This is a genomic window from uncultured Anaerococcus sp., assembly GCF_947253225.1.
GTDB lineage: Bacteria > Bacillota > Clostridia > Tissierellales > Peptoniphilaceae > Anaerococcus.
This window is the reverse complement of sequence record NZ_CAMXYR010000004.1, coordinates 24,315-42,908: the sequence shown is the minus strand read 5'-3', so window position 1 is coordinate 42,908 and position 18,594 is coordinate 24,315. Positions and strand designations below refer to the sequence as shown.

At 34.2% G+C, this 18,594-nt stretch carries 14 protein-coding genes; 10 read left to right on the top strand and 4 right to left on the bottom strand.

What is annotated here, in order from left to right; genetic code table 11:
- Position 1: 1 nt before the first annotated feature.
- The 9 genes from Q0W95_RS01185 to Q0W95_RS01145 all read left to right on the top strand — a co-directional run bounded on the left by Q0W95_RS01185 (position 2) and on the right by Q0W95_RS01145 (position 11,597).
- The gene (locus tag Q0W95_RS01185; RefSeq protein WP_297788832.1) at positions 2 to 796 is read left to right on the top strand and encodes a metal ABC transporter permease; all 795 of its coding nucleotides are present in this window, start codon (positions 2 to 4) and stop codon (positions 794 to 796) included.
- A 10-nt stretch (positions 797 to 806) separates the two neighbouring features.
- Positions 807 to 3,065, top strand: coding sequence for a hypothetical protein (locus Q0W95_RS01180; protein WP_297788829.1), 2,259 nt, complete (start codon positions 807 to 809; stop codon positions 3,063 to 3,065).
- 187 nt (positions 3,066 to 3,252) lie between these two features.
- On the top strand, positions 3,253 to 3,705 hold the full coding sequence (locus tag Q0W95_RS01175; RefSeq protein WP_297788826.1) for a MarR family transcriptional regulator: 453 nt from the start codon (positions 3,253 to 3,255) through the stop codon (positions 3,703 to 3,705).
- A gap of 70 nt (positions 3,706 to 3,775) precedes the next feature.
- Entirely contained in the window at positions 3,776 to 4,633 is an 858-nt protein-coding gene (locus Q0W95_RS01170; protein WP_297788823.1) for a fructosamine kinase family protein, read from the top strand.
- Between the two features lie 56 nt (positions 4,634 to 4,689).
- On the top strand, positions 4,690 to 6,072 hold the full coding sequence (locus Q0W95_RS01165; protein ID WP_297788819.1) for a tellurite resistance TerB C-terminal domain-containing protein: 1,383 nt from the start codon (positions 4,690 to 4,692) through the stop codon (positions 6,070 to 6,072).
- Positions 6,059 to 7,384, top strand: coding sequence for an ATP-binding protein (locus Q0W95_RS01160; RefSeq protein WP_297788816.1), 1,326 nt, complete (start codon positions 6,059 to 6,061; stop codon positions 7,382 to 7,384). The genes Q0W95_RS01165 and Q0W95_RS01160 overlap by 14 nt, the downstream gene beginning before the upstream one ends.
- Positions 7,381 to 9,468: a DEAD/DEAH box helicase gene (locus Q0W95_RS01155; RefSeq protein ID WP_297788812.1), complete on the top strand. Its 2,088-nt coding sequence runs from the start codon at positions 7,381 to 7,383 to the stop codon at positions 9,466 to 9,468. Before Q0W95_RS01160 ends, Q0W95_RS01155 begins: the two co-directional genes overlap by 4 nt.
- A 30-nt stretch (positions 9,469 to 9,498) precedes the next feature.
- Positions 9,499 to 10,422 carry a hypothetical protein gene (locus Q0W95_RS01150; RefSeq protein WP_297788809.1) on the top strand — a complete coding sequence of 308 codons (924 nt, stop codon included), beginning with the start codon at positions 9,499 to 9,501 and terminating at the stop codon, positions 10,420 to 10,422.
- Positions 10,423 to 10,523: 101 nt separating this feature from the next.
- The gene (locus Q0W95_RS01145) at positions 10,524 to 11,597 is read left to right on the top strand and encodes a hypothetical protein (protein WP_297788806.1); all 1,074 of its coding nucleotides are present in this window, start codon (positions 10,524 to 10,526) and stop codon (positions 11,595 to 11,597) included.
- A gap of 114 nt (positions 11,598 to 11,711) precedes the next feature.
- Here Q0W95_RS01145 and Q0W95_RS01140 read toward each other — a convergent pair whose 3' ends face one another.
- The 3 genes from Q0W95_RS01140 to Q0W95_RS01130 are packed head-to-tail and all read right to left on the bottom strand — an operon-like array spanning position 11,712 to position 15,086.
- Positions 11,712 to 13,049: a S41 family peptidase gene (locus Q0W95_RS01140; protein ID WP_297788803.1), complete on the bottom strand. Its 1,338-nt coding sequence runs from the start codon at positions 13,047 to 13,049 to the stop codon at positions 11,712 to 11,714.
- A 17-nt stretch (positions 13,050 to 13,066) separates the two neighbouring features.
- A complete protein-coding gene (locus tag Q0W95_RS01135) occupies positions 13,067 to 14,392 on the bottom strand; it encodes a HAMP domain-containing sensor histidine kinase (protein WP_297788799.1) in 1,326 nt (441 codons plus the stop codon).
- Positions 14,373 to 15,086, bottom strand: coding sequence for a response regulator transcription factor (locus tag Q0W95_RS01130; RefSeq protein ID WP_297788796.1), 714 nt, complete (start codon positions 15,084 to 15,086; stop codon positions 14,373 to 14,375). The genes Q0W95_RS01135 and Q0W95_RS01130 overlap by 20 nt, the downstream gene beginning before the upstream one ends.
- A 162-nt stretch (positions 15,087 to 15,248) precedes the next feature.
- Between Q0W95_RS01130 and Q0W95_RS01125 the strand changes: the two genes are divergently transcribed.
- Positions 15,249 to 15,512, top strand: coding sequence for a GlsB/YeaQ/YmgE family stress response membrane protein (locus Q0W95_RS01125; protein ID WP_297788793.1), 264 nt, complete (start codon positions 15,249 to 15,251; stop codon positions 15,510 to 15,512).
- An 86-nt stretch (positions 15,513 to 15,598) separates the two neighbouring features.
- On the opposite strand, the gene Q0W95_RS01120 is transcribed toward Q0W95_RS01125, so the two are convergent.
- Positions 15,599 to 18,529 (bottom strand): transglycosylase domain-containing protein, encoded by a 2,931-nt coding sequence (locus tag Q0W95_RS01120; protein WP_297788790.1) that lies wholly within the window; start codon positions 18,527 to 18,529, stop codon positions 15,599 to 15,601.
- Between the last annotated feature and the right edge of the window lie 65 nt (positions 18,530 to 18,594).

Below are 18,594 nucleotides of genomic sequence, written 5' to 3'. Positions count from 1 at the left end.
TATGTTAGAAATATTTCAATATGAATTTATGAGAAGGGCCTTTATAGTAGGGGGGATACTTGCTATAATCCTACCTTGTATGGGTCAATCAATTCTTATAAAAAGACTTTCAACAATTGGAGATACCTTATCTCACTCATCCCTAGCAGGTCTTACTATAGGTCTTGCATTTGGTTTCAACCCTCTATCTACCGCTATAATTTCTTGTATAGTGGCTGGAGTTTTGATTGAATTTATTAGAAATAAATTAAAAAATTACCAAGAAGTTTCAACTGTTATAATTCTTGCTGCATCAATTGGACTTGCAGGAATTTTCTCATCTTTGGTGGAAAATACAAATTCTATCTCATCCTATCTTTTTGGTTCTATTGTAACCATTAGCGATGGAGAGTTCTATTTGGTACTTGTAATAGCTGCCATAGTTTTACTTTGCTATGGACTTCTTTACAAAAAACTTTACCTAAGTGTTTTTGATCCACAAGCTGCAAGAATTATGGGCATCAACACGAGCTTTATCAATTTTATGCTCACAATATTAACGGCAATTACAGTTTCAATATCTGCAAGAACAATAGGCTCATTGATTGTATCATCACTTTTAGTGATTCCTTCCCTTACAGCTATTGAACTAAGGAAAACCTACAAGGCGAGTCTTATCTTGTCTATAATTTTATCCCTCGTTTATGTTTACCTTGGTCTTTTACTTTCTTATCATTATAACCTAAGACCTGGTTCAGTAATTGTTTTAATATCAGTAGCATGCTTACTTATAATCATGCTAGTAAAAAATAAATAGGAGAATTAATATGAAAAAAATGCATATAGGAAAAATTATGGCTGTCTGTTCTCTTTCGGCAGTCATACTTTCATCTTGTTCCCTTTTTGGCAAAAAGGATGGCACAAAAAATGAAGCAATGAAAAATCAAACAAGCTTTGTTAGTAAGAAAACTAGCTACAAGAAAGATAAGACTACAGAAGTATTGATAGATTCAGAAATCAAGAAAGAAGATATAGTAAGAGTTGTAAAACACGGCGACCATTGGCACGTTTTCACCAAGGATGGCAAAGAGCACATTACCTACACCGATCCAGAAAAAATGGGAGATAAGGCAATGGATCTAGTTAGTGTCGTTTCAAAAAATGTTTTGAGTGGCATGGACGTTGTTTCAATCAAAAAACATGGCGACCACTGGCATGTCTATACTAGAGATGGAAATGAATACCTAACCTATGAAGACCCATCAGCCCAATTTCCGAATATTAGAGTTGGAGTTTATCATGGTAGCCATGGTTCAAGTGCTAGCTCTAATGGAAAAAGTGCAACTAATGCTAGAAAAATAAAAGAAAATCTTGAAGATAAGGGAGAATATGTAGTGAAAATTCTCCAGCACGAAGACCACTTCCATATTTATACCAACAAGGGTAACGAATACATCTCCTACGAAGACCCAAGGAGTCTATATCCAAATGCAAGTTTTGGTCAATATGTAGGAAGTCACGGTGGTTCATCTCATCTAGCAAGTAAAACTAGACCAGGAAAAACTTGGACGAGTAGCCCAAGTGCAAGTTCATCAAATAAATTAAAAAATATTGACAAACTTGTAAAGGTAAAGGATCCCAAAGATGTTATTCCACAAGGAAACAAAAACCAGGAAAGGGTAATAAAAATCCTAAAACATCAAGACCACTACCATATCTACACCAACAAGGGAAATGAATATATCTCCTATGTAGATCCAAGAAGTAAGTATCCTGATGCTGAATTTGGCATCTATCATGGTAGCCACGGTTCAAGTCAAAGGAAAGAAGAAGAACCTTCGGTCAAACCACCAAAAGTGGATCAAGAAAAGCCTCAACTTTCCCAAGAAGAGCAAAGAATTAAGGATATAAGGGAGATGAAAATTGTAAATATTATTGGTCAACAACCAGCAGATATTTTCGATATAGTAAAAATTCTAAAGCACGAGAACCACTATCATATCTTTGATTCTAAGGGAAGGGAATCAATAACCTACCAAGACCCTAGAAAACTATATCCTAAAGCCTTTTTTGGAGATTATGAGAAAGATAAAAAACCTCAACCTAATGAGGAGAACCCTAAACCTGAAAAAAATAAAGACCAATGGCCAGAAAATATAGTTAGAATAATTGACCATGGCGACCACTGGCACTTGTATGATAAGGATGGAAATGAAACTGTAGTAAATACTAATCCAAAAGCCCACTATCCAAATGCGGAATACATCGACGAAAGCAACCACAACTCAGATATTAAGGTTGATGATAGGGAAATCTTTACCTATGCAGATGTTAGAGCACAAATCATTGATAATAAAATAAAATCCTACATGGACGATAACTTAAAGAGTATGGAAGCCTATGGGGATGTTCCAAATGATGGCAAAGAAGTCTATGGCTCTGATGGGCTAAGGAAGAATGTATTTTATTGGCTTCATGGGGGTCATTACCACGCCATAACTATAAAACAAATTATCCAAAAGGAAAAGGCTAAGGAATTTGGCCCTTACACAGCCAAGGACGTTGTTGCTGCGATGAAATATAAGATTGAAAATCCTGGAACAGACTTGCAATACCAACCACAAGTAGAAGGTTGGGAAGTAGTCGAATATCTCAAAGAATACTATAAGATTAATGATTCTACTAGGATACTTCAAGTCGGAAATGATATTTATATCTACTCTGGTGATGATTCTGTAGCAATAAATCTTAGTGAATTTGAAAAAGTTGATGGAAAAATTAGCCACAAAGGCAAGCTACCTGAAGTCCTTTCTGATGAAGAGTTAGAAAAGAAATTAGAGGATTCTTCTAAAGAAGATGAAGAAAACCCTAGCGATGTTGACAAAATGGATAGGGATAATTATAATCAAGGTATAGTGGTAAAAGATAATGACCATAAATTAGCAAATGAGAATCAAAAAGAAGAAGTCAGCGATAAAAATAAGTCTGAAGATACCAAAGACAATTTTATCAATGAGAAAAATCCAGATGTGAATACAGAAAATAGTGATAAGATATCTGAGGCAAGCAAGGACCAAGCTAGGTAAAATAGCTCAAACTAATTATAACCATAGTCAGGGTTCTAGGAAAATATTCTAGAATCCTGATGGAATAATGGTTAGCTAAATAACCTTATTTTACAACTGGTGATAAAGTTGTTATAATGGTAATCTGGGATTGTATTTTTATCCCAAGATATTAGGTTTTTTAGTATAGCCTAGTAAGGAGATTGTTATGATGAATTTTGAAGAAGATATAGCTTTTGCTATAACTATTGCATCAAAGGAAATTGCAGACTCTTTTAACAATGTTGTTTTGTCATACGGAGTTACAAGGAGTCAGTGTGTTGCTATGTACTACATAAGTAAGTCTGAATCTATTACTCAAAAAGATTTAGCTTCATATATGCATATTAGAGAATCAACAATGACAGGTCTACTAGATAGACTACAAAGAGATGGACTGATTGAGAGAAAAGTTAATTCTGAAGATATGCGTAAAAAATCCATCTACCTTTCCCAAAAGGGTAAGAAAAAACTTAGGGAAATAGAAGATATTGCCATAGATTTTGTTAAGTGCTCTGAAAGCGACCTTAGCGAGGAAGATATAAGAAAGTTTAAAGAAATCATTGCAAAGATGGAAAATTCTACTAGTAAATGGGAAAAGGCAAACTTGAAATCATTTTAGCTTAGGCTAAGATGATTTTTTTATAAGGACATTTTTTTCTGTTATAATTTATATAGATTAGGAGGGCGAAATGGATATTTTTGAGAGTTTACCTCTTGAAGGAATTTATGATGTTAGAATTCTTTGTGGAGGGGATGTGAATGATGCCTATAAGGTGTATGCAAGGGGTGGTGAGTATTTTTGCTTAGTTCAAAAAAATGCTAGGAAAAATTTCTACCAAGCAGAAGTTATGGGCCTTAAACTTTTTGAAAAAAATAATATAAAGGCTCCTAGGGTTATTTCATGTGGTTTGGTTGGAAGGGATGCCTATCTACTTCTTGATTTTTTGGAAGAAGGATTTGTGGGTGATTTTAGAGACCTCGGAAGGCTTATTGCGGACCTTCATAGGATTGAAAGTCCAAATGGACAATTTGGCTTTGATTACGCCTACCATGGCTCAAGAATTATCTTCTCAAATACATATAAGGACACATGGAAAGAAGTTTTTCTTGAAGAGAGGATGGATAAATTAAGTGCCTTACTTTTGGAAACTTCCTTGTGGGATGAGAGTAGGTATAAAACTTATGAGAAGGTAAGGAAAATTATAGAAGAGGCCTTGGATAAGCACACTAGTAGGCCGTCTCTCCTCCATGGTGATTTGTGGAGCGGAAATTTTATGTTCCTCAAAGACGGACAACCAGCAATTTTTGACCCATCTCCCTTTTATGGAGATAGGGAGTTTGACCTTGGCATATCCATGGTCTTTTCTGGTTTTGACAAAAGCTTTTACCAAGCTTACAACAAATATTATCCCTTAGATGAAGGATTTGCTCTAAGACTTGAATTTTATAAGTTGTATTTTTTGATGGTCCACCTCCACAAATTTGGAAGTTCTTATAAAACATCTGTCGATAGGGCAATGGATAAGATTATTTCTTTTAAAGGCTAGCTAAGACTAGCTTTTTTATTTGCCTAAATTTCAAGAAAATTCCAACAAGCAGTATAATGAAAAGAAGAGTTTGGGGGTGGAGAATGAAGTTTGACGGTATTTTCGAACTTATAAATGATTTATTAGCGGATATTTCTAGCATTGACAAGAAAGAGGATAAGAAATCTTTTAGAAGAACTATTGATTCGGAAAAACTCAAGGGAATCTTTGATATTAGTCTTGATAAAAAAGAAACGAGAAATTTTGGATACAAAGTGGTAAAGCACGTTGATGAGTTTGAAGAAAATCTTGACTTTTACCAGTTCAGTGAGGATGAGAAAGAAGTCCTAAGACTGATTACGAGAAGGAATAACCAAGTTTGGAAGTATTCCTTAGCTAGGCGTTTGCTTTTTTCTTCATATTTGGCTACTATGAAACAAATATTTGCAAGAGATGATATAAGGACAGATAAAATTTTCCTCTACAAAAGCCCCTACAAGCTTTCGACAAATATTCTCGATGCTTTACTTATAATTTGCGAGCAAAGACTTAGGGCAAACTTTATTATTTTTACAGAAATTGATGTGAGTAAGCAGGTGGATTTTCTCAAAGAAAATGATATGGAAAAGCTTCTAAACTTTTTTTATAAAAATCTTGAGGACTTTTATGAAAACTTGGCTTATGAAAAAATAGAAGAAATATATTTTCAATTTTTCAAGGACAACCCAACTAGGGTAAATGATATGGCAAAATTCATAGAAGATGTAGATTTTTCTAGGCAAATAGACCTTACAGATGAGTTTTTAAAAATTTCTGAGAAAAACTTAGCCAAAACCTTGACTAAGTCCTTTTACAAATTTACCAGCCTAATTGGATTTTATTATTTAGAAAAATCTGGGCAAATGGATAAGGCGGATAAAAATCGACTTTTCAAGATAATATTGCCTGAAAATCTTGAAAAATTTAAAAAGTTGACTAAAGAAAGACCTCTGACTATGGATTTAATTGATGAGTTTTTATCTCTTGATAGAAAGCTTACTAAAAAAATTAATATTGATAGTGAAAAAGTTATTAAATCAAGGAAAGACTTGAATTCTACTGTAGCTAGGGTCAGTGAATTTATAAATGATGAAGTAGATGATATAGCTAAAATTGAAGAAATAGAAGATATTCATGAAGTTGATTTTAAAGATGAGGAGAGGGAAGATGAACCAGGAGCTTTTGATGAAAATACTTGTGATTTTCTAAAAAAACTTTTATCTGACGGTAATATCTCAATGGAAGCCTTAAAATCTTATGCCATCAAGGAGGGACTTTTGGCAAGTGCCTACTTGAATAAGGTCAATGAGGCCTTGTATCCTTATCTGGATGACCAAGGTCTGGTAGTTGAAGATGAAAAGATAAGTATTGATCCCTTTTATGTGGACATGGTAAAGGAGTTAGTAGATGGCAAAAATTAATCCTAAGCAAGCGGCTGTTATTATAAAATCACTGGAAGGTGGAGTTGTACCTAGTATTGGTATAGAGCACCTCCTAGTCGGCAGAAAAAGGGAAGTTGAGGAAGTTATAGGCATACTTGATGATGTAGCTTTAGGTGGAAGTGATATTAGATTTTGGGTGGGAGATTTCGGTTCTGGCAAATCTTTTATGCTTGCGACTATTGAACAATTAGCTCTAGCCAAGGACTTTGTCAGCTCAACTATAGACCTTGCTCCTCAAAGAAGATTTTATGCAACTGATAAGAAAGCCTTAGCCTTATATAGTGAACTTGTGGGAAATATAAAAACAAAAACTTCAAGGTCAGGTAATGTAATTGAACAAATAATTGATCAGTGGTTGATGAAAATTTTTGCAGAAGTTTCTGCTGATAAGCTAGTAGAAGTAAGTGAACTTATAAGGGGAGCTTGTGAAAATGAGGTAAACAAGGCTATTTTAGATACACTCGCAAGCTTTTCTTCTGTTGGTCTTTCTTATGAATTTGGTCAAGCACTAAGTAAATACTACCAAGCCTTTGTGAGGGATGATAGGATGTTAAAGATGAAGGCATTAAGGTGGCTTAGGGGCGATATCACAACAAAAACTGAGGCAAAGAGAGAACTAGGTATAAATCGAATTATTGATGATGATAACTATTTTGATGGTTTAAAAACCTTGGCAGAACTCTTCGTTGCCCTTGGATATAAGGGATTTGTCGTTAATTTTGATGAAGCAGTCAACCTTTACAAAATCCCCCAAGCAGTAACTAGAGAGAGAAATTACGAGAGAATTTTAAATATATATAACGAATGTAAGAGTGAGAAATCTAAGGGACTTTTTGTAAACTTCGGTGCAACTAGGCCAACAGTTTTTGATAAAACTAGAGGAATGTCCTCATATGGAGCCTTGCAAGGCAGGATAGGAAGTGAGCAAGATTGTGATTTATTGCTTGTTAATACCAAAAGAACAGTCCTTAGCTTAAAAGCTCTGACCGATGAAGAAATCTACACTCTTTTGGAAAATTTGGTAAATATTTATAACATCAATTACAAGCAAGAAATAGAAGTAAGTGAAGGTCAGATAGTTAAATATATGGAAGGTCAGTTAAATAGACCAGGAGCTCATGAATTTTTGACACCACGAGCAGTAATCAAGGATTTTCTGGAAATTTTAGATCTCAAAAGACAAAACGAGGATATAACAATAGAAAAAATTCTTGATGATAAGTACAAAAACATTCTTGAACCAGTAAGTAGAGATCCGCTGGATATGGATGATGATATTTTAATGATATGACCGATGTATATGCATTATTAGCAAAGCCAATGAAGGAGTATGTTTACAAAAACTCTTGGCCTAAACTAACCAAAATTCAACAGGCATCTATTAGGCAAATATATGCAAGCGAAAATAATTTAATCCTTATTGCACCAACGGCCCAAGGGAAAACAGAGGCTGCTTTCTTGCCTGCGATTTCAACGGCAAGGGACCTTAGGAGGGGACTAAGAATTCTCTACATTTCTCCTCTCATAGCCTTGATAAACGATCAATTCAAAAGAATCCAAGATATGTGCAAGGATATGGATATCCCTGTAACAAGTTGGCATGGAGAAGCAAACCAGAGCAAAAAAGAAAAACTGTTTGAAAACCCTAAGGGTATATGTTTGATAACCCCAGAATCCTTGGAGGCTATTTTTGTAAACAAAGGAGATCAAGCAAACAAGCTCTTTAAAGGTCTTGATTATGTCATAGTCGATGAAATACATGGATTTTTGTCAGGAAATAGGGGCATTCAATTAAAGAGTTTGCTAATGAGATTAGTAAAATACACTGATAATTCTCCTCGTTTTATTGGCCTTTCAGCAACTATAGGTGATGAGAATTATGAGTTAGCAAAAAACTTTTTCAACAATGGTAGGGATACAAATATACTGGTAGATCAAAGTAAAAATGAACTTGTGGCAAGCATTTCTTATATACAAGAAGATAATATAACAGACGAAACTACAGAAAGAATTTTAAAATTTTCTGAAGAAGGTTCTATGCTAGTTTTCCCAAATTCTAGAAAAAATGTTGAAAGTTTGGCAGTATCTCTAAGAAAAAAAGTGGCTGAACAAAAACTTCCTACAGAAATTTTCGCCCATCATTCCTCTGTTAGCAAGCAAAGAAGAAAAGAAATTGAAAACTTTGCCAAGAGAAGGGATTCGGAAAAATTTATAATTTGTGCAACTTCAACACTCGAACTAGGAATTGATATAGGAAGTGTCTACTCTATCTGCCAATATGGTTCAACTTACTCGGTCTTATCCCTAGCTCAAAGATTAGGTAGATCTGGAAGAAAAACTCACAAATCCATCCTTCACCAAATAGCTACCAATCCTTGGGATTTAGTCCAAGCTCTTGCTACTATTTCCCTTTACAAACAAGGAAGTCTTGATAAAATCGACCAGCTAGAAAAACCTTACGACGTATTTGCCCACCAAGTCCTATCAAGCCTACTAGAAAAAAATGGACTTGCTCTTGATGAGTATAATAATCTATTTAAGATACTTGATTTTGATATATCCTATGAAGAATTTATGAAAATAACCAATAATATGGTCAAGAAAGGCTATATAGAAAAGCTTGAAAATGAGTATATAACAGGAATTGAAACTGAAAAACTAATGAAGATGGGATCTTTTTATAACCAATTTATTCAGGCGGATAATTTTAATGTTTTTAATGAAAAAGCAAAAATTGGAGAAATAGAAAAGAGTATTGACCTAAAAAAGGGAGATAGAATATATCTAGCGGGTCTTGTTTGGAAGGTTGAATCAATAAACCTAAAAACTAAGAAAATTCTTGTAAATAGGGCAGAAGAAGGAGAGGCTCCAGACTTTGCTTCGACAAGAGGTGGGGATATTTCAAATGAGATTAGAGAAAAAATGGAAGAAATCATATCCGATAGAGATAAATATTCTTATAATGAAAAAATAAATAGTATCCTTGATGGTCTTTTTGTAGACAAGAATGAGGATGGGTTTTATCTGATTAACGATAAGGATGGCCATGGTTTAAGAACTTTTAGAGGAACAAGAATAACAAGAACGATTGGTCTAATGGCAAATATAAAATCATCCTTAGGAACTTTCAAAGTTGTTGATACTTCATCAACCATAATAGGGAAGGATGTCGAAAAAATTCTCACAAAAATCAGGAAGAATCCACTAAGGGATGAAGATATTATAGCCTACCTTAACAAAAACCCCAAGCAAGTAGCCTCATATCTTTTGGCTAATAAATATATGGACCTTGTTAGTGATGACTTAAAAATTGCTTATATTTTAAGAAATCTTTTGGATGTAGAAGGTGCTAATAAATTCCTGAAAATAAATTAGTGATAGCTTTATTTGTGAAAGGATTGAATAATGAAAATTACAGAAAAGTTTGAAATAAATTCAAAGGGTCCTACTAGGCAGTTTTCCATAATGCACAAGGAGGTTCCTATAAGGCTAACCAACGACCTTGATGAGGCGATCAAAATGCTCTTGTGGTATGTGCCAAATATTTCCTCAGAGCAAGCTAGAGTAAACGATCTTCTGCTAAATCCTTTTTATGATACCTATATTTTTACAGAAATTATGGAGCAGATGAATATTAGAGATGAGGATATCCTTATAACAGAAGAAATTAAAGCGAACTTGGTCAAATTTTTTAGGGGAGAGGTGAGGGTTGATGAGCAAAAATTAATCATGACCCTAGCTGACAATGATGAAACAAAGACAATGGCTCTCCTAAGGCATGTTAGAAATGCTATAGCCCACGGGAACTTCAATGTAATAGATGATTTGGTAATAGGTTTTGATGTAAAAAAAATTGGAGATAAAACTGATTATAAGGGGATTTTTAAGATAAATCCAAGTGGTCTTTTGAAGGCTTTAAGAAAAATTAATGAAGATTTCACTAATGAAAAACTTATTGCGACAGCCTTTAGAAGATGCTCCTATAAGGTTGAAGTCTATGAGGAAAAATATCAAAGGTCGCACAGGTTCGACCTATATGCCAGAAAGGGTAATAAGCGTTTTGCTATAGAAGTTAAGACTTTTGACTTTAGGGAGATTATGTCAAGAGATTTTGTTAGGGATATGATTGGAAAAATTCAAGGAATTGATTCTGACCTAAGACCTGTTCTTATTATAAATTCTTCTTTTTTGAGTGATGAGAATAGGGAAGACTTGATTAGGGAAAATGTCCTTATTTTGGATATAAAAAATATTAAAAAGATGCAAAAGGGTCGAGATATGTTGGAAGAAATTGTAACTAGGCAAGAAGAAAATAATAAAAATGAGTAATATTTAATTTATTGGGTATATACATTATATCAAGCAAATAAATTGCTAGATTTTATTCGACAAAACGAATATTTATTTTTGTGTTATTATAAGGAGGAAAAATGACAGATAAAAATAAAAAAAGAGTAGAAGAACCACTTGTTTATGAACAAACAACAAGCTCACTTCAAGCAGGAAAAAATTTATCATGGGCTTCAATTTTTGCGGGGGCAGTTTCTGCAGCAGCGGTATTTACAGTCCTAAGCCTACTTACAGCAGCCCTAGGATTTGGACTATTTTCACCACAAAGTTCTGATCCTTTGAGTGGAGTTGGAATTGGAACAGGTATTTGGACGATAATTACCCTAGTTCTTTCATTCTGTGCTGGTGGTTTTATTGCGGGATATTCTGCAAGATCAACTGGTCTACTTCATGGTGCAATCACATGGGCTCTAACCATCCTCTTGCTTTTCACTCTAATCTTTAATGCAGTTGCTTCTGCCTTAGGCTTAGCAGGAAATGTATTTACTTCAGTAGTAAGTACAGCTGGAAATGCAGCAGGAAATGTTGCGAATGTAGCATCTGATGCTGTCAGTGCAGGACTAGAAAAAGCTGGCTCATCAATTGCTGACGTAGATACAAAACAACTTCAAAGCGAGGTTGAACAATACCTTACCGATACTGATGTTCCTGAACTTAAACCTGATTACATTGAAGGTCAACTTCAAGAATCAAGAGATGAAATTACCCAAGCTGTAAAGGATATTGCATTGAATCCAAGTGAATCTGACAAAATTATAGAAAAATTAACAAATTCACTATCAGAAAAAGCAAAGAAAATTGCTGATTCAGCTGATAAAGATGCAATAGACAATGCCCTTGCCAATAATACCCAATTAAGCCAAGATGAAGCGAGTCAAGTTTCTCAAAACATCTATGATGGTCTCAAGGAAGCTTCAAAATCTGCAGAAGAATCTTTAGATAAGGCTTCTGAGGAAATTTCAAAACTTTCAAGTAAGGCTAATAAGGAAATTGACCAAACAGTTGAAAATGTTAAGGAAGGTGCAGACAAAGCATCCACAAAGGCATCAGTTGGTTCAATTCTTGTATTTCTCGGTCTAGTTATTGCCCTAGTTGTATCTGCTTATGCAGGAAAACTTGGTGAAAGAAAAGCTAAAGAATTTGTTAGAAAATAAGTATAGAGTCTTTGGGTTAACCCAAAGGCTTTTTTCTTGCTAAAATAGGAGATAAGACAAACAAAAACTCGGAAGAGCTTATGAGTATTTCTTCCGAGTTTATCTTAATAATAATTATTTTATGAGCTTTAGAATCTCTTTGTCAGGATTTTCTGAATTAATCCTGTGGTCATAGTCTAGGTACTTATCTTCATCAACGCTTACAGATGACAAGAGAGATACAACCAGTCCAGAATGGTCGAGAACTATGAAATCAGCAGGCATTTCCTTTACCTTATCAACCTTGCTTTTGCTAGAATCTAGTCCATTTTTGATGGTGAAAGCACCTTGACTCTTTAAGATACTTGCAAATCTTATAGCTTCATTTGACGTATTTTCATTGGTAAGAATATAGAGGTTTCTTTTCCTAAAGTTGTTTTTCCTTTTTATGGAAAGTTCGACTTGGTCATAGTATTGGAAGTTTTTCACATCGAACTTATCTACCTTATCCTTATATTTTCTAGCTAGATTTTTGACTTTGTTAGTCTTATAAAGACTATCTTTGTTATCTTTGATTTCATCTAAACTTTGCTCAAAGAGCCGTCCTCTATAAAAATATAGACTTTTTTTATCATAGTCCTTAGTTAAGAAGTAGGAGATAAATTCATTTACATAGGCGTGGTCAATCGAAGTATTGTCAGATAAATCAAAGACTATAGAGCTAATGTTGCCCTTATCCAACTCACTAGAGATTTTATTAATATCATCATTTAATTTATTTATAGAAAAATCCGGCAGACGAACTATCAGGGTATTTGCTGAGGATGAATTAATGGTCATCTCCTTTTTTACTCTTTCCCTATTTATCATCCTACCATACCTGTCAACTGCCTGATCATTACCAAGGATCTTTGCCTTAGGAGAATTTTTCTTATTTCTATAATAGTTAAAAAGACTTGTATAAGAATCTTTGCCGAGGACAAAACTATAGTTATCTTGTAGTTGGCTAATGTTTTCATCGAGTAAGTCAAAAAAATCTTGGTCAGTTTTGGAATTTTTTATCCTTTTTGTAAAAGAATCTTTGCTTTTCATGTAGGCAGAAAACCTTTCATGATTTTCCCTAGTAACTGGATAGTTCCTAGCTATATTTTCATAGACTTTGTCAAAGTCGGCGAGTTTTTCAGCACTAGTCAAACTTCTCCCGTCTGTATCTGAAACAAAGATATTCTGTGTAATACCTTCAAGAACTTCATCTCTAAAGGAAGGATAACCCTTCACTGAGTAGCTAGTAAGCTTACTAATTATTAACTTGCTAGGAAGAACTAATATAAGCAGAAAGATTAGAAGAACCATAATCCTTCTTCTCCTATAAATCCTTTGCCTTCTTAGGCGAGCTTTCCTGCTTAGAGGTCTTCTGTTTCTTTTATTTTTGACAATTCTAATCTCGCTTTTTTTTCTATTTCTTCTGCTCATTCGCATTATATCCTCATCTACTTGTCGAAGGAAAGGGAGAAGCTAGTTCCGACATTTTTCTTACTTTTCACATCAATTTTACCATTCAAGGCTTCCATGAAGTTTTTGCTTATAGAAAGACCAAGACCCACGCCATTGGTCTTAGTATTTCTGGAATCATCAATCCTATAAAATCTCTCAAAAATCATAGGAATTAGATCCTCATCTATGCCTATTCCATTATCAGTAATCTTAACTATTATATTTTTGCTTGTTTCAACAAGACAAACATCAATATGTCCATCCCTATCAATAGCCTTGATTGCATTGGTCAAAAGATTTTGAATAATCTGCAAAAACTTTGTCCTGTCAGTTATCATGTAGACTTCATCACAAATATCCTTGGTAATTAGGATATTTCTATTTAAGAAATTCCCATAAAATCCTTGTAGGATTCCATTTAGTAGGTCTGAAATGTTTACCTCTTCCAAGTTTAATTTATCATTAGCTACACTTTCGTTGAAAGAGTTTTTAAGTCCTTCAATTAGAGATTGGAGTCTGTTAATCTCAAGGTCTAAACTTTGGATAGTTTCTTCATTCAAAGGCATCATCCCATCACCCAAGGCCTCAATAGATAGCTTTAAGTTTGTTAGGGGAGTCCTTAGTTCGTGGGAAATATCTTGGGCATACTTTTTTCTGATTTCTTCTTGCCTAGCTAGGGACTTAGAGAGAAAGTTGATATTATCGTGTAGATTTTGAATCTCCTTGATATCAGAGTCATCTGAGCCCATATTTTCATATATTCCTTCCTTCATCTTTATTGTGAAGTCATTAATTTTAATAATGGGTTCTGAAATATTCATAGAAAGAATCACAGCTATTACAGATCCAACTATAAGAGATAGGATGATGGAATAACTTACCGCTTGGGTGAAGTCATCATGAAGCCTATTTACTGTTGTTGAATCGGTCGAGTATTCAACAACAATCCTACCAGCCTCAGTTTTTTTTACAGGGTTAAATATATTGTAATATTTTCTGTTGATTTCTCCTGAATAACTATCATCCATCTTTCTAACGTATTTGACTAAATTTCCTCTATCATCAAAATATTTTATATTTACATTTTGCTGGTAGGCTAAATCTTCCAAGTAGTCCCACATCATATCAGTTGTAATATTTTCATCATTATTCAAACGAATGAACCATTCACTAATCAAATTTGGTTTCTTATCATCAACAACCTTCAAAAGGTCGCTATACTTGATAGTTACAAAAAGAGTGATTAGGATTGAAAAAATGAGAATACAGGCAAGAATACCAGCAATAAAGTTCTTTATTAGTTTATTCTTTAATGAGGTCATCTACTCCACCAGACTTATAGCCCATTCCATAAATTGTCTTGATATATTGAGGCTTTTTAGGATTATCCTCGATTTTTTGTCTGATGTTTTTGATATGGGTGTCGATCGCTCTATCGTAGGCATCATAGTCAAGGCCAAAGGTTAGCTCGATTATCTCATCTCTAGTGAAAATTTTGTTTGGACTAGAAAAAAGAGTCTTGATTATTGAAAATTCGTTTTTTGTAAGGAAAACTTCTTCTCCATCTTTAAGGAACCTGTTGTACTTTAAGTCCATTAAAAGCCTACCATCGTTAGTTCTTATGATATCAGCTCTTGGTATATTGTATTTTTCAATTCTTCTTAGAACTGCCTTAACTCTTTCTACAAGCTCTTTTGTAGAAAAAGGTTTGGTTACATAATCATCAGCTCCAAGTCTTAGACCATTAATCCTATCAAGTTCTTCAACCTTAGCAGAAGTAATAATTACTGGTACTTTTGACTTATTTCTAATATCCTTAATCACCTCTTCACCAGAAATCTTAGGAAGCATAAGGTCAAGAATCACAAGGTCTATTTCTTCCTTATCAAAAAGGTCTAAGGCTTGTTGACCATCAAAGGCCTGAAAAACCTTGTAGCCATCTTTTTGTAAATATTTTTTTACTATATCTGAAATACTTTTTTCATCTTCAACTATCAAAATACTTATATCATTCATTTTTACCTCCAAGTAATATATTACAACTAGGTACTTTTATTATTGTAACGCTACCTATATTGTACTCTCACTTTAGAAAAATGTTTGAAAATAAAAAATATGGATATAAATATAATATAAGATTAATAAAAGATTATATGTAATTATCTGAAAGGAGATATTATGGGACAATATGGAATTATAGCTTCAATCATAATTGGAGCAATCGCAGGATGGATAGCAAGTAAAATCATGGGAAGAGATGCTCAAATGGGTGGTCTTGCTAATGTTATAGTAGGTGTACTCGGTGGAGGTATAGGTAACTGGCTATTTATGAAATTATTTAATTCAGCAGCTAGTGGAGTATTTTCACAGATAATTTATGCTGTAATTGGTGCGGTTATCCTTTTATTTGTTGTTGGTAAGATAACAAATTCAAAAAAATAATAATACTGATAAGTAAAAAAACTTCCAAGCTTGAGTTTACCTCTAGCTTGGAAGTTTTTATTTTTCATTTTTAGTTATAATCTTATTTATTCATTAAACCCAGATGAAGAACTTGAAGATTGTGATTTATCACTGCTTTCACTGGATGAACCTGTAGAGTCATCCTTATCTTTACCATCCTTATCCTTATCTTTGTCTTTATCCTTGTCCTTATCCTTCTTGTCTTTGTCTTTTTCGTCTTCTTTTGGAGCTACATAAACAAGGGTTGAGTAGGCTTTTGGCATCCTATAAGCCCAGTCTCTTGGATAAACTCCGTGGAACTTATTAGGATCGTATTCATCCTTTAGAACCATTACAGACCTATTTTGTATTAAGAATTTTGGGGTAACATCACTTGCCAAAAGATTATTTCTTGAGTCGATATAAGCCCATTGGTGGATGTCGTCTTCCTCTTTAGGATAATTTTTTGGACCAAAAATTTCTTCTTTTACAGTACCTCTATAGTCTCCTCTGGAAGCATCTGTTGGAAGTTTACCACTTATTGTATCTACTTCCATGTGCTTAATTCCATCAGGCTCATCAAAAGATTTTTCTTCATAACCATCAAGGATTTGACTGTTGATTTTATTCCACATGAAGGCTGCTCTATCAATACTGTTACTATTTAATTTGATATTTTGATTGTCAGCACCCATCCAGAATCCAACTGTGTAGTAAGGAGTGTACCCTACGCACCAAAAGTCTGTATTGTTGTCTGTTGTACCAGTTTTGGTAGCAAAATCTATACCATGGAGATATATATTTCCATAATACTCTCCAGCAGTTTGTAGGGCGGAGGTGATTTGATAAGCAGTTTCAGGACTTGTAACCTCATGTTTTATAGCTTGTTTCTGTTCAAATATAACTTTTCCTTGAGCATCCTCAATTTTTGAGAAAGTCAAAGGCTCGTTATATTTACCATTATTAGCAAGCGATGCAAAAGCTGCAGTCATATCTAAGTTTGTAAGTCCATGACTCATTGCACCAAGACCCATAGCAGCAAGGTTCTCGTCGTTGGTATCCTTATTTTCTTCTTTTGTAACGAAAGAATCATCACCATCTTCTCTGATAATTCCAAAGTTTTTCAAGTATTCCTTACTCTTGTCTATGCCGACCTTATCGAGAGTTTTTACAGCTATTGTGTTAATACTCATCTTGATAGCATCTCTTATAGGAGTAACTCCCATGTAGTAGTCATAAACATTCTTTGGCCATGGTTGGTCTTCTTCATTAAGCTCAAATGGAACGTCATCAACACCAGTTGCAAGGTTAAATCCATTATCAAGAGCTGGGGTATAGGTTGCTATTGGCTTAATGGATGAACCAGGTTGTCTTGGTACAGCACTTGCCCTATCCAAGATGTTTATACCCTCTTGGTTACGACCTCCCATTATTGCTTTGATTTGTCCAGTCTTTTGGTCCATAACTACAGCAGACGATTGGGGTTGGATAACTCCATTTAAGTCTATATCATAGAAATCCTTGTTTACTGAGAAGGAACCATCGTTATTGCTTATAAGAATATTGGAATTCTTATCAAGGTAATTTTTAGTTATTACAATATTAGCATCAGCATCAGCATAGATATCTTCGTTAGAGCTAAATTCAATAACGCCAGTTCTATGAGTTCTAAGGTTAGAATTTTCCTCATCAAGACTATAGAAATCTTTGAAGACCAACTTAGTTTGATTAAGGCTCGCTTTATTTGAGGAAATAACAATATTGCCATTATCATCATACCAGGCTTCTGCGGAATTTAAGTAGACGTTATTATTGTCATCCAAGATATTGGATTTTTTATAATATATTAAGGATCCACTTGAGTTTACGATATTTCCCCAATTGTCATATGCCAAGTCAAGAAGTGGTGCATAGCCAACTCCTTTTGAATTTCCAACAAGATAGCTTGAAAAATCATTGTAAATATCTTCCAGTTGGTTTTGAATGTTCTTGTCAACGGTTGTAGTAATCTTAAGTCCACCATAATAGAGCTTGTCCCAAGCTTGATTTTCGGAAATATTTAAAATCTGAGTCAATTTTTTTACAACTTGTTTTTCCAAAAGTGAGTTAAAGTAGCTAGCAATATTGGAACTTGCTCTTTCGGCTGGTTCAACAGTTTTAGCAACATCAAAGCCTATAGCTTGGTCGTATTGGTCTTTTGTTATGTACTTGTTTTCAAGCATTTTTTGAAGTACATACTCTTCTCTCTTGAAAGGAGCCTCGTTGTAAACGGCTGAATATTTTGTTCCATCAATAGAAAATTCTCCCAAGACTCTTTGATCAGTTATTTCACTTGTCCTTATAGACTTATAGAGGGAGTTTTCGGATGGTGATTGAACAATGCCTGCAAGAGATGCACATTGAGCAAGGTTTAAATCTTTGACATCCTTATTAAAATAAGTTTTGGCTGCAGCTTCGACTCCATAAGAGTTTTGACCCATGAATACTCTATTTAAGTAGGCCCCAAGGATTTCATCCTTATCTAAGTATTTCTCTATTTCAAGGGCTAGATAAATTTCCTTTATTTTTCTTTCAAAAGTTTGGTCATTAGAAAGATAGGTGTTTCGTGCAAGCTGTTGAGTTATTGTAGATCCTCCTCTTACAATAGAACCTGCCTTCATATTTTCAAAGGCTGACCCAATGATAGATAGGGGATCAATACCATTGTGTTTATAAAATCTTTCATCCTCTACTGCGACAAATGCATTTTTTAAATTGTCTGGTATGTCTTTATAGTCCACTATCTGCCTGTATTCGCTTGTAGCTATCGAATCGACTTCTTTTCCATTTTCATCCACAATTGTTGAGTTTTGGCTCATTTCGTACTTTATGCTATTAGCATCAATAGCTGGAGCAGTTTTCATTACTTCTACAACAGCTCCCCCAATCATGCCAGCAAAAACTACTCCAAGACCTGCTACAAATAATATTACAACAAGTATTATTTTCCCAACAAGGGTGGCAAGTTTTTTATGCATAATGCCTCCATGTTTTTTTCATATTATTATAGATAATATCATTTTATCATTTTTAAGTAAATACT

Coding starts and splice junctions, on each gene's coding strand:
- Q0W95_RS01185 (WP_297788832.1), top strand. CDS start 2: ATGTTAGAAATATTTCAATATGAATTTATGAGAAGGGCCTTTATAGTA.
- Q0W95_RS01180 (WP_297788829.1), top strand. CDS start 807: ATGAAAAAAATGCATATAGGAAAAATTATGGCTGTCTGTTCTCTTTCG.
- Q0W95_RS01175 (WP_297788826.1), top strand. CDS start 3,253: ATGATGAATTTTGAAGAAGATATAGCTTTTGCTATAACTATTGCATCA.
- Q0W95_RS01170 (WP_297788823.1), top strand. CDS start 3,776: ATGGATATTTTTGAGAGTTTACCTCTTGAAGGAATTTATGATGTTAGA.
- Q0W95_RS01165 (WP_297788819.1), top strand. CDS start 4,690: ATGAAAAGAAGAGTTTGGGGGTGGAGAATGAAGTTTGACGGTATTTTC.
- Q0W95_RS01160 (WP_297788816.1), top strand. CDS start 6,059: ATGGCAAAAATTAATCCTAAGCAAGCGGCTGTTATTATAAAATCACTG.
- Q0W95_RS01155 (WP_297788812.1), top strand. CDS start 7,381: ATGACCGATGTATATGCATTATTAGCAAAGCCAATGAAGGAGTATGTT.
- Q0W95_RS01150 (WP_297788809.1), top strand. CDS start 9,499: ATGAAAATTACAGAAAAGTTTGAAATAAATTCAAAGGGTCCTACTAGG.
- Q0W95_RS01145 (WP_297788806.1), top strand. CDS start 10,524: ATGACAGATAAAAATAAAAAAAGAGTAGAAGAACCACTTGTTTATGAA.
- Q0W95_RS01140 (WP_297788803.1), bottom strand. CDS start 13,049: ATGAGCAGAAGAAATAGAAAAAAAAGCGAGATTAGAATTGTCAAAAAT.
- Q0W95_RS01135 (WP_297788799.1), bottom strand. CDS start 14,392: ATGACCTCATTAAAGAATAAACTAATAAAGAACTTTATTGCTGGTATT.
- Q0W95_RS01130 (WP_297788796.1), bottom strand. CDS start 15,086: ATGAATGATATAAGTATTTTGATAGTTGAAGATGAAAAAAGTATTTCA.
- Q0W95_RS01125 (WP_297788793.1), top strand. CDS start 15,249: ATGGGACAATATGGAATTATAGCTTCAATCATAATTGGAGCAATCGCA.
- Q0W95_RS01120 (WP_297788790.1), bottom strand. CDS start 18,529: ATGCATAAAAAACTTGCCACCCTTGTTGGGAAAATAATACTTGTTGTA.